At 35.5% G+C, this 11503-nt stretch carries 12 protein-coding genes and 1 pseudogene; 2 read left to right on the top strand and 11 right to left on the bottom strand.

All coding sequences use genetic code 11. The annotated features are described in order from the left end of the window. Positions 1-150 precede the first annotated feature (150 nt). The 10 genes and pseudogenes from BABA_RS07320 to BABA_RS07275 all read right to left on the bottom strand — a co-directional run. Positions 151-285, bottom strand: a complete 135-nt coding sequence (locus BABA_RS07320; protein ID WP_007084515.1) for a BA3454 family stress response protein — start codon at positions 283-285, stop codon at positions 151-153. Positions 286-358: 73 nt separating this feature from the next. Further along, the gene (spxA, locus tag BABA_RS07315; RefSeq protein WP_007084514.1) at positions 359-754 is read right to left on the bottom strand and encodes a transcriptional regulator SpxA; all 396 of its coding nucleotides are present in this window, start codon (positions 752-754) and stop codon (positions 359-361) included. Between the two features lie 584 nt (positions 755-1338). Beyond that, positions 1339-2070, bottom strand: a complete 732-nt coding sequence (locus BABA_RS07310) for a GntR family transcriptional regulator (protein WP_040345600.1) — start codon at positions 2068-2070, stop codon at positions 1339-1341. Between the two features lie 158 nt (positions 2071-2228). Then, the gene (locus BABA_RS07305) at positions 2229-2951 is read right to left on the bottom strand and encodes a GntR family transcriptional regulator (protein WP_007084512.1); all 723 of its coding nucleotides are present in this window, start codon (positions 2949-2951) and stop codon (positions 2229-2231) included. 276 nt (positions 2952-3227) lie between these two features. Beyond that, positions 3228-4703, bottom strand: a complete 1476-nt coding sequence (locus BABA_RS07300; RefSeq protein WP_007084511.1) for an amino acid permease — start codon at positions 4701-4703, stop codon at positions 3228-3230. A gap of 222 nt (positions 4704-4925) precedes the next feature. Further along, complete coding sequence (locus BABA_RS07295; protein ID WP_007084510.1) at positions 4926-6083, bottom strand: saccharopine dehydrogenase family protein; 1158 nt, start codon at positions 6081-6083, stop codon at positions 4926-4928. Positions 6084-6117: 34 nt separating this feature from the next. Then, positions 6118-7056: a ribokinase gene (locus BABA_RS07290; protein ID WP_007084509.1), complete on the bottom strand. Its 939-nt coding sequence runs from the start codon at positions 7054-7056 to the stop codon at positions 6118-6120. Then, positions 7057-7950, bottom strand: coding sequence for a sugar phosphate isomerase family (locus BABA_RS07285; RefSeq protein ID WP_007084508.1), 894 nt, complete (start codon positions 7948-7950; stop codon positions 7057-7059). A gap of 102 nt (positions 7951-8052) precedes the next feature. Next, entirely contained in the window at positions 8053-8949 is an 897-nt protein-coding gene (locus BABA_RS07280) for a dihydrodipicolinate synthase family protein (RefSeq protein WP_007084507.1), read from the bottom strand. A 584-nt stretch (positions 8950-9533) separates the two neighbouring features. Beyond that, a pseudogene (locus BABA_RS07275) lies at positions 9534-9707 on the bottom strand (DNA replication protein DnaD); the annotation flags it as partial. 230 nt (positions 9708-9937) lie between these two features. Here BABA_RS07275 and BABA_RS07270 point away from each other — a divergent pair. Continuing rightward, positions 9938-10309: a VOC family protein gene (locus tag BABA_RS07270; protein ID WP_007084505.1), complete on the top strand. Its 372-nt coding sequence runs from the start codon at positions 9938-9940 to the stop codon at positions 10307-10309. A gap of 91 nt (positions 10310-10400) precedes the next feature. Further along, on the top strand, positions 10401-10799 hold the full coding sequence (locus BABA_RS07265) for a nuclear transport factor 2 family protein (protein WP_040345597.1): 399 nt from the start codon (positions 10401-10403) through the stop codon (positions 10797-10799). Between the two features lie 209 nt (positions 10800-11008). Here the strand turns inward: BABA_RS07265 and BABA_RS07260 are convergent, their stop codons facing one another. After that, positions 11009-11350, bottom strand: a complete 342-nt coding sequence (locus BABA_RS07260) for a hypothetical protein (RefSeq protein ID WP_007084503.1) — start codon at positions 11348-11350, stop codon at positions 11009-11011. Positions 11351-11503: the final 153 nt, after the last annotated feature.

Genomic DNA, 11503 nt, shown 5'->3' with positions numbered 1-11503 from the left:
GCCTCCTAAGCAAGAAAACTACTCACTTTTTTTACTTTTACACCTATGGTCTGCATCTTTTTTAAATTAATAACGTACTGTAATACTAAGCATTACAGATTGGCTAGTCAAGCACTTAGCTTTTCTAAGTCCGTAGCAAAGCCGCTTTATTCAAATATCCCATTGTTTTTTGACTTGCTTTTCTGCTATTCGTTTAATTTTTTCCCTAGTCATATCTTTTTTCACTATAACATTGGTTTGGTAATTTCGATCTTTATAATTTACTGTCACGAATACTTCAATCATCAGTTTTTCCTCCTTTAAAAACATTAAGGTTTTAGTCTTAATTGTCTAAGCGTTATGCCCTTATTTTTCCATTTTAATTGGCCGCTTTTTGCAATTCGCTGTACAAATAGTTTCGTATCCTACGGGGCAGAAAACTACGAATTTCGTCCTCGTTATATCCAACCTGTAATCTTTTTTCGTCCAGGATAATTGGCCGGCGCAACATTTTGGGATGCTCCATTATTAATTTGTACAATTCATTAAGTGAAAGAGATTCAATATTTACGCTTAATTCTTGAAATGACTTCGAATTAGTGGAAATAATCTCTCTAGTCCCCTCTTCTGTCAAGCGAAGAATCGATTTAATCTCATCGACTGCAAGGGGATGAGATAATATGTTTCTTTCAATATAGTCAATTTGATGCTCTTCAAGCCAAGCTTTTGCTTTTCGGCATGAAGCACAACTCGGTGTCGTATACACAGTCACCATACTTTTACCCACTCCTTAGTGTATTAGGCAAGTATATTTAAATGTAATAAAAAATATTACAGTTACCATACTGTAATATTAATCGTTACAGTTCATTTTGTCAATTGTTAAAGCGAAAAAGTGCCTGGCATTCCTATTCTTTTAAATAATTTTATTCTGTTGAAAGTCTTGCCTTAATTTAAGAAAATAAGAAATATCATTTACAGTTTTAGCCTTCTCATAAATACCTTTTCTTTTCTTTATGTCTTTTTCTATTATAAGAAGAAGGCTTTCTTTTAGATATAATTTCATAACTTCCCTTAAATCCTCTGTATCGAGAGGACATTCTTGATCTAAGGAAGTGTTATATACCAGAGTTTTATCCTTGTATATACTTAAAGAAGTCGTGTTCCCTGGAAAAATGGGGTCAGTCGCTCGGTCCGTTAAAGCTTTTGTTACCTGAGGGACTGACCGCCATAGTCAGGTTCATCTTGTATACAACCTAAGCATATTGCTTATACATTTAAGTATGATGAAAAAAATAAAATTACCGGTTTATACACAAACTTGGATTTAATTGCCTCGACCAATGGAATAACAATATCTCATCTATGGAAATTTACATTAAAATTGCATTTGTCACTACGAGCATACGTACGATTATATTCAATCACTCTTTCCTTTACATCATAGTTAGTAGATTCAAGTAACATAACAGCAAGATCTGTGTCTATACCTAGAAAACGTTTATCTTTCTGCTCAAGTTTTGTCAGGTCAAGAGATTGCACTGCGTGATTTATTTGAATCCCGTAAAAATTATATACTTCCCCTAATGAAAAAACCGATAAGTCTATTCCTTCTAATTTTGGAACGACATACTGGGGAATAAAAATTTCTTCTATGGAAATTGGAATTTTATCCGCATAGCAAATTCGCTTTATATAATAAATTTTATCCATTGGATCAATGTCAAAAATTCTTGCATATTTCTCTCCGGCTGACCGTAAAGATTTCACAATTTCTTTAGTAGAAACAGAAGTAAACTTTTCTTGCATGGATTGTGTAAAACCGCCTATGGTTTCTAAATCATGATCAACCTTTTTCCCTGAAACAAAAACTCCCTTACCTTGTACGCTTTTCAACATCCCCTCGTTAACAAGAGCATCAATCGCATTTCGTACTGTTAAACGGTTGATTCCATAGATTTCCGCAAAATCATTTTCTGATGGGATAGCCGTACCAGGTAAATATTCACCCTCATCAATTTTATTTCTAATAACCTCCCGTAGTTGCAAATAAATAGGCGATTTATAGTTTATTTCTTTTTCTTTATTCATTTCCAAATCAAATCCTTTTTGTAATCATATAGAATTCATGCTAATTAATATTAAAAGCTACGAAATATACTAATACAATTATATCGAAACACATAACTAGCAGTAGTTTCTACCAATTTTACGCTAATGAAAATCGATCGATATTAAATACTCCTAGTTCACCTAGTGAGTGCGCTTGCAAAACGGATTTTATCTGCCCGAAAAAGAGACTTATAATATTCTATTGGAACCCCATTTAATGACTCTGTGACACCCGACACATAAAAAACATGGTCTCCTTCGTTCATATCAAGTAATTCAGCCTCATCTTCAGTTATATAAGTTATGCCCAGTTTTTCATGGCCGCGGTTTATATCAATTTTGTAGGTATCTTCCAATACGGAGTACAGGGAAACTTTATTAAAATCATGATTTTCAAGGCCAGGACAAAGTTCATAAGCAATATATGTTGTTTCAATATTCAAAGGAACCCCATCAATAAATCGGAGACGAATCAATTCATATATCTTGCTCCCTAACGAAACATGTAACTGTGTTAAAATCTGTTTATTGCATTCAATGACACGTAAGGAAAGCTGTTGAGAAGATATCAAAAGACCTGCTTCATTGGCTACTTGTGTAAAAGATTTCAAGTCTTGGAGATTACGTATTAGCTTCGGCTTAGCAACAAAGGTCCCGGACCCTTCCTTACTATATAGTTTTCCTTCCGCAACTAGACGTTGTATTGCGGATCGTAACGTTGAGCGGTTCACTTCCCATAACTCGCATAAATCCCTTTCAGATGGAATTTTATGGTGTGGAGGAAACTTATTAACAACAAGATAGTTTTCCAACCTTTCAACAACTTCATCGCGAGGCCCTATTCGGAATTTATTTTTCACACTGAAAAACCTCCTTAAGAGAAATGTACCTATTTTGATTTTTAGTTTAACATGGTACACGAATTCGGTACAACAGGTGCTGGTTAAAACATACCAATTGGTACAAATGGCTAAGGGACTGTCCAAAAGTCAGTTTACTGACAGTTGGGACAGCCCCTCTCTACTTTATTTCCTTCTTTTAGTCTACTAATATAATTGTAAAAAGAAACTACTCAGTAGCGCTTCCTAAAAAATTGACAAAGGAGTAGCAGTGATCCAACAGTCATATGTGAAACATTAATTCTGCTCAGGATTTAAATCACATTCTTGAAGAGGAATAATCTTTGTTTTCTTTTTGAATTTGTAACCTAACCATATAAAAATAAATAATGGAAAGCTTAAATAGATAGCAATCACACTTTTCCAATCTATAGTTTCACCTATAAATTCCTGATAACCCTGTCCTAACATTACGACAAAACAAACGATAAAGGATAAAATAGGCCCAAATGGAAACCATTTTGCTCGATATGGTAGGTCGTTTAGTGAAAGACCTTGGGCAATATAGGCCTTACGAAAACGATAATGGCTAATTGAAATGCCAATCCAGATAATAAATCCTATAACCGCAGAGGCATTTAACAGCCAATAAAAAATAACACCATCACCAACAAGCTCAGATAAAAATGCTAATGATCCGAATATGGTTGTCGCAAGTAGTGCATATATCGGTACACCTCGTTTATTAATTTTAGCTAAAAAACGTGGTGCTTGTTTTGATAAAGCCATTGAATACAGCATTCGAGTAGCTCCATAAAGAAAAGAGTTTCCGGCGGATAGCACAGATGTCAAAATAACTGCATTCATTACCGAAGCCGCAAAGGCCAATCCTGCTCTTTGGAATACCAGCGTAAATGGACTAACCATAATATTATCACTTAGTAATTTGTCGTCAGTATATGGAATGAGTAAACCAATGACTAATATTGCAAGTACATAAAATAACAAAATACGCCAAAAGATGGTTTTAATTGCTCTCGGAACATTTTTTTGCGGATTTTCGCTTTCTCCTGAAGCAATACCAACCATTTCCGTTCCTTGAAATGAATAAGCAGCCACAAGAAAGACGCCAAAAATGGTAAGAAAACCGCCATGAAAAGGAGCATCCCCAACTGTAAAGTTTTTAAATCCAACTGCTTCCCCGCCCATAATTCCAAAAATCATTAAAAATCCGAGGATAATAAAAATGATAACAGTTGCAACTTTGATAAATGAAAACCAATATTCTCCTTCTCCATACCCCTTTACAGATAAGTAATTTATTGCGAATATAAGAACTAGGAAAATTCCACTCCATAATAATGATGGACTATTAGGAAACCAAAACTTCATGATAAGTGTAGCAGCAGAGAGTTCTGCTGGAAGAGTAATAGATGCACCATACCAATAAATCCACCCCAACGCAAAACCGAAAGCAGGATCAACAAAACGTGTTCCGTAAGTACCTACCATACCACTTATTGGCATAAAAGATGCCATTTCACCAAGAGAAGTCATGATGAAATAAATCATTACCCCGATAATAAGGTAAGCCAAAAGTGCACCACCGGGCCCCGCTGTATGTATCGTCGCTCCAGTTGTGAGAAATAACCCCGTACCAATTGTTCCTCCTAAAGCAATCATAATTAGATGACGAAATTTCAGGTCCCTTTTTAAATGATGTTTTGATGAATCCGTCACACTTAGTTCAAGTGGCTGTATTGGTTTTTCCAAATTATACACTCCCCATTTTAAATATTTATTTCGAGCGTAATTTTGGGAAGGCTTTACAAGGGATTCTAGTATGATGCCATTTTTTCATTTTTCATGGTAGAAAATCACTAATAACATACACCCTTGTAAGCCGGAGAAATGATAATGATCAGATTTGACTATTCCCATCGTGAATTAAGGACACTCAACTATTCTACTAAAATCATTTGGTTATGCTGTTTTTTAAACATTTACCTTTTCTATATTTAACTGTTTTTCTTCAATAATAACTTCTCTTTTTTTCATTTCTTCAATAAAAAGGTTTCCAGGGACTATTTGCTCTGGCGCAAAAACGCCTTTTTTATTAATCAATCCATTTCCAATCATTTGTGCAACCACTGAAATGCTGTATGCCGTGGAACGTGCCATTGCAGTAACCTTATTTTCACGATCATAATAAGTGATCATTTCAAATTCGTAAGCGGTTTCTTGCTGATTTATATTGCCCTCGACCCTTGCTCTTAGTAACACTACATCTTCTTTATCACGAAGATCAACGATAGGTTCTAATACCTTTAAAAAGACATCACGAGGCTTAACTTTATTTCCCTTAACTTCTACTTCATAATCGTCGCGAGTTAAATTCAAATCAACTAATAACTTAAATTTTTCTGCATGTCCTGGATAACGAATTGTTTTATAACCAAGGTACTTAACTTTTGGAAAAGTGTAAATAAGACTGGAGGTGCCGGGTGTATAAAAAGCTTCAAGGCGCCCAAACCCTTTAAAATGGATAGGTTCAACTCCCGATAGAGATGGAACAGATTGTCTTTGACCGTTGCGTATAATCGATGTTGGTTTAGTATATTCATCAAAAACCCCTTGCATTGAAAAAACCTCATTATACTCGAAAGGAGGTTCAGGTATTACGGGAAGGCCTCCAACAAAAAGCTCGATCGATTCAACTTGATCTAATTTACTTGCTCCATAACCGGATAAAATATTTACCATACCAGGTGCGACCCCAAGATCTGGAATATAAGTAATACCCGCTGCCCTTGCTTCTGCATCAAGTGCTAGAAGGTTATCAACCTTGAATCCTCCTAAATCAACTAAATTCACCCCAACCTTTATAGCTGTTTTCGCAACAAGTTCATTAAATGCAATGTATAAAGCATTTATAACAATATCAAAATCTTTCATGAAAGCTCCTAATTGATCTTCATTCGAAGCATCAATATAAGCCGAGCTTAATTTGACACTGTTTAATTGAATGCAAACGTTTTCAATTTTATTAATGTCAACATCTGCTAAAACGACCTCTTTGACCATTGGACTATTGATTAAATCCCTCGCTACTTCTTTGCCCATCAATCCAGCACCTAAAACTGCTACCCTCATGATAAAAATGCCTCCTTATATAATTAAATTTTTCCTATTGTAATCCTAGAATGAATTCATCTACTTCCTTTAATGGAGAGTAAGCCCTAAGTGTCCCTACCTTAGTAACCGTAAGCGAGGCATATTTACTCGCCCATTCAGAAGCTGTGCGAATATCATTTCCTTGTATTAGATTAGCTGCTATAGCTGCAAGGTAGCCATCTCCCGCACCTGTTGTGTCAACAGCTTTCACTGAGGTTGGTTCCACCTGCCAGAATCCTTCAGCATCCAGTCCCACGCTTCCTTTCGACCCCATCGTCATAATAACTGAACCGCAATGGTATTTTTCCCGTACTCTATCAATGATTTCATGTGCTGTAAGCTCAGTATTTTGAGGAATATCAAGGAGGAATTTACCTTCTACATCATTTAAAACCAAGTAATCAATAAAGCTTAAATCTCCCATCGGCTCTTCTGGCAATGGACTTGGATTTAGCATTGTGGTAATACCATGGGATTTAGCCATTTTAGCTCCTTCAATGGCAAGAGCTTCCGGAATTGCAAAGCCAGTGATGAAAATCTTGGAATGTTTCATATGATCAATTGCAGTACGAATCTCCTCAACTGTAAGTGCCTCGCTACTACTGTCACCATCAACTATAGTATTTCTACCATCCTCGTCTACCATAACAAGTCCTGTACCAGTTGCAACTTCATCACTCCGATACATATAAGTAGTGTCCACTCCAGCGTCCTGCATCCATTTTTCACCAAGATCTCCCCATAAGTCATTGCCTACTTTACCAATATAAGCAGTTTTAATATTTAATCGACCCAATGCAACAGAAACATTTGTACCCTTACCTCCATCCTCTTCAATTCGCCAGTTCCAAGCTCTAAGAGTCTCACCCAGAGCAGGGAGGCGCTTGATGTTGCAAAATTGCCCGACGCCGTGACTGTTTAATACAATAACTTCAAAATTTTTCAATATCATTTACCATCCTTTAACATTATGAGACATTGGGTGATTAGCAGTGTTTTTATCACACATCAGAATCATTTCCGGAATATACGCAGGAAAAAGTGTTACTGGATATTCTAGTGTTGGCTCGCTAAATAGGGCAACTCGAACGACTGTCTGCTTCCAAGAGCCGGTTGTTACCATACACACCGCTCGTTTTGCGGTTAACATAGATTTAAAACCAATCGTTATAGCACGAGGGGGTATACGATCATAGCATCCGCCAAAGGTACGCTCACTTAAAGCAACAATAGTGTCCTCATTGAGATCTACAATTCTTGTTTTAGAGTTTGCATACTCATCTATACTGATTCTATTGCAATAAGATCGAGGAGCTTCGCAGAATGCAACTAGTCCCTTACAGCCAACTCCAGCCCAAATGGTATCAATTCCTCCGAGTTCCTCTACCTTATGATCCAAAGCATCAAGGTCATTGATGCGCGGCCAAAATCTCTGATTATCTGGCACATTTAGATCTGAGTCAATTCTATTATAAAAACCAGCTAACATAGTGCCTTCTAGACTTTCATAGGAATCTGTTACTGGATATGGTCGTCCTTCCCAATCTAGAAAGTCATCCATATGAAATATATATAGATTTTTCAGACTAATCCTTTCACTATTTACCCTAGTAATAAAGGTATCATATTCATCCATTGGTCCTGCTGGCAAAATCCATTTTGTTGGTCTACCATCGCCGTTATTCCTAATCATTTCATCGGCCATCATGTTTCCGACCATTTCCATAATCTCGGTACGGGAATCTTTTATAACAAGATTTGCCTTTAAATCTGGATGGTCTTTAATTTCATGAATAGTCATGCTACACCATTTATACAAATCCTCTCTTGAAATTTTATAATCCATTCACTGTTACCCCCTATTTGATGTTCCCATTACGTTATCCATGATGAGGGATCATCTCCTAAACCAAAAAATACCTAAGCGAAGACTTTCATAAAATTGAAGTTATTTAATCCCTACTTCTTCCATTACCTTTTCAATCTTTTTTTTCACCTCCTCTTTAACATCTAACATTTCTACAGGCATTCTTGAATTTTTAGCTAAAGGTCCCCCTGTAAATTTTTGTGCATACATATAGGCTGCATTAAAAGGAGCCATTTTTAAAACATTTCGGACTTTCAATATTTTAAATTGTGCTTCCATTGCTTTTCCGCTTTCCCCAGCTAAAGCATAATCGCAAATTTCCTTGGTCTCTTTTGGGAATGGAACCCCCATGAATGATACTGTTCCACAACAGCCAAGTATCATATTGGCAGCAATGGTAGCATCGCATCCGCCAAGAAAGTCAAATTTTTCACAATCTATTCTCATCATACACTGCATTAAATGAACAATGTCACGAGTAGCATCTTTATATCCATATAGATTTTTATGGTTTTTTACAAGTTTTTCCAACGTTTCTGGTGAATACAATGTTCCCATTTGCACGCAATTATATATATAACAAGGAATATCTGTATAATTTATTAACTCTGAAGTGAAACTATATAATGCATCATCAGTATAAGGGAATAGTGGTGGTGCTGTTAAACACAAACAATCAATATCTGTTCCTTTATACATATCAATTAACTTTTTTCCATCCCCCACCGTTGAAACAAAAACACACGCCATTATTTTTGCAAGTCCTTTGCATCTGTCAGCTACAGTTTTAACAATTTCTACTTGTTCCTCAAAAGTAAGTTCATGACTTTCGCCACCTAAACCATTAACAAAGAAATTTTTCACACCATTTTTTATTTGGAAATCAATTAAATCTCCAGTTGTTCCGTAATCAACAGAACCATCGTCATTAAACGATACAATTATTTCCGTTACCAGTCCTTCAATAAAATGCGCCATAATTTCCTCCTCGAACGGATATTAGAATTATCATAAACTGATTGTTCTATATAATACCTCCCTATGGATTAGCAATGAATAGTAATACTCCCTAAACCGTGGTGAAATAAAAAGCAAGTTGAGAATCTTGCCATTTGTAAGTAAACATAATCAACTTACCAACTTTTTTATACCACTAAGGGGATAATAACATATTTAGGTTATGCAAACAACACGAATTTTTAGAATCTTTACAAAATTCATAATAGAGGAAACAAATAAACTAAGGATTTGTTCAGTTTCGTGCTTATTTTCCCAATTATTTTCAACAAAGCTTAAAAACAACAAGTTTAATTTATTAATCCTCTGAAATTATTTATACAACTCAACGGATTATTCAGTCCAGTTTTAATTGATACGATTGGATTGCTTCTATTATCTTTATGGGCAAGCTTATATAAACGATGCAAACGCATAAAACCCCTCATCCGAAGCGGATGAGGGATTTTATAGAAGGAGTATTTTTAAGGAATTTATTTTATTTTGTTTGAGAAATTTCGATAACAATTTGGGTTAGTATGGATGGTGCCTGGCAATCTGATTCTTGAATATCCCAAATTAAAAGCCATTTGTTTTTTCGCAATCTTATAGATTCCAATTTGAGTGGTATGTGGGTTAGTAAGTAGGTACAGATAGAAATACTTGTCCTCCGGTGTCATCTCCTCAGAAACAACCGGATTCTTCCAAAAATCAGTACGCACCATTCTATACTTTGCCATCTTCAACCACAGCCCTTTCTCCTAATAAGATTCCTTCATACTTGATATATAAAAAAAGGAAGAAAATGGTCATATTTATTTTCATTAGAATGTGAATATTTTATGAAACTATAATTTTTTCTTCTTTCATTATTGAAGAACTCTATCTTTAGGATATGGTAAATGTTGTTAACTTCGAAGTATTCATTTATAGTTAATTTAAACTCGCATTTTAAAAAAAGGAGAGAATTATGAAATTAGGTGCATTTTCTGTAAGTTTACATGTAAAAGACATTCATCTTTCCAAGACATTTTACGAAAAACTAGGATTTCAAGCTTTTGGTGGTGACATTAGTCAAAATTGGCTTATTATGAAGAATGAAAATTGCATCATTGGGCTATTCCAAGGACTGTTTGAAAAGAACATTCTGACCTTTAATCCAGGATGGAATGAAAATGCCGAAAATCTCGAATCGTTTACGGACATTCGAGACATTCAAAAACAACTGAAGTCTGTAGGAATAAATATGCTAACTGAAGCAGATGAAACAAATGAGGGACCAGCACATTTTGTCATTGAAGATCCAGACGGGAATCAAATTCTTGTCGATCAGCATCGATGAAAAAGAGGAAATAACGGACAAGAAGGTTTTAGTACCTTAAACTTCTATTATTTCTAAAATATTATAATTCTTGAAGGAAAGGATGAATGAAATGAGCAAGGAACAGCAGGTTACTTCGAACCTCTCACTAAAAGAGAAAGCTGTGTCTTTTCTCCAGCTTGTAGCATCAGGGAAAGTTCGTGAAGCATACCGAGCTTACATAAGTCCTGACTTTTGTCACCATAACCCCTATTTCCGTGGCGATGCAGAATCACTCATGCTTGCGATGGAAGAGAATGCAAATATGAACCCCCATAAATTACTTGAGGTCAAACTTGCTATACAGGAGAGAGATACGGTTGCCGTTCACTCTCATGTGAAACAGAATCCAGAGGATCTTGGAGGAGCTGTTGTACATATCTTTCGTTTCCAAGGTAACCAAATTGTTGAGTTGTGGGATATAGGACATCCCATACCAGAGGATTCCCCTAATGAGAACGGCATGTTCTAACTTAATTATATGAATGGGCTGCTAAACACTTTTCTCCTTACATGAAAATATGTAGTACCTTTATGCAAATTCTTATGTAAAAAAGGTGCATTAATCCGATTCTAGATTAATGCACCTTTTTTTACTGCTATTTGAACTAACACTTTCCAATAAACAATGAATATTCCTTTTATCAAAAGTTCAATCTAAACGGAATTCTATTGGTAGTTTTAATGTACTCCATCTACAAGCTGCTTCATCGCGTTTAACTCCGAAGAAAGCGCCAAAAACCATTCCTTACCTCCTGTTGATAAAGCCAGGTCTAGAAGAAATTCAATTTGTGCCTTGTTGGTTACATTAGAAACAGGTAGTTTTTTAACCCGTTTACTTAAAATAGGTATGGTTTTGCCAACCGTTTGATTATTGTCACTTGTAACAACGGTTACCTTCACTACTCCTTCTAAAGTTTCCAGTGACAGTGATTCAATATAACCAATAATTAGTTCGCCCTTCGGTGATTCTGCCTTAATCCAATCACCTGTTTTTAAAATCGTATTATTATTGGAGAACATAGTTTCTTCACCTTCTTAATTTTTAGTTTTATCTTAGAATATGCCAGCTTTCATTAATCTGTAATTTTTTTATTACATTTTATTTAAAGAAGTCTGCAGTTATATATCCGGTCACTGCCTTTTATTAACAAGATCAACAACTTCTTTGATTGT

The sequence above is a fragment of the Neobacillus bataviensis LMG 21833 genome (assembly GCF_000307875.1).
Lineage (GTDB): Bacteria > Bacillota > Bacilli > Bacillales > Cytobacillaceae > Neobacillus > Neobacillus bataviensis.
The sequence above is the reverse complement of the archived record's forward strand: the minus strand, read 5'-3'. Positions and strand labels throughout refer to the sequence as shown.

Coding starts and splice junctions, on each gene's coding strand:
- BABA_RS07320 (WP_007084515.1), bottom strand. CDS start 285: ATGATTGAAGTATTCGTGACAGTAAATTATAAAGATCGAAATTACCAA.
- BABA_RS07265 (WP_040345597.1), top strand. CDS start 10,401: ATGAGCAAGGAACAGCAGGTTACTTCGAACCTCTCACTAAAAGAGAAA.
- BABA_RS07295 (WP_007084510.1), bottom strand. CDS start 6,083: ATGAGGGTAGCAGTTTTAGGTGCTGGATTGATGGGCAAAGAAGTAGCG.
- BABA_RS07290 (WP_007084509.1), bottom strand. CDS start 7,056: ATGATATTGAAAAATTTTGAAGTTATTGTATTAAACAGTCACGGCGTC.
- BABA_RS07285 (WP_007084508.1), bottom strand. CDS start 7,950: ATGGATTATAAAATTTCAAGAGAGGATTTGTATAAATGGTGTAGCATG.
- BABA_RS07260 (WP_007084503.1), bottom strand. CDS start 11,350: ATGTTCTCCAATAATAATACGATTTTAAAAACAGGTGATTGGATTAAG.
- BABA_RS07310 (WP_040345600.1), bottom strand. CDS start 2,070: ATGAATAAAGAAAAAGAAATAAACTATAAATCGCCTATTTATTTGCAA.
- BABA_RS07270 (WP_007084505.1), top strand. CDS start 9,938: ATGAAATTAGGTGCATTTTCTGTAAGTTTACATGTAAAAGACATTCAT.
- BABA_RS07280 (WP_007084507.1), bottom strand. CDS start 8,949: ATGGCGCATTTTATTGAAGGACTGGTAACGGAAATAATTGTATCGTTT.
- spxA (WP_007084514.1), bottom strand. CDS start 754: ATGGTGACTGTGTATACGACACCGAGTTGTGCTTCATGCCGAAAAGCA.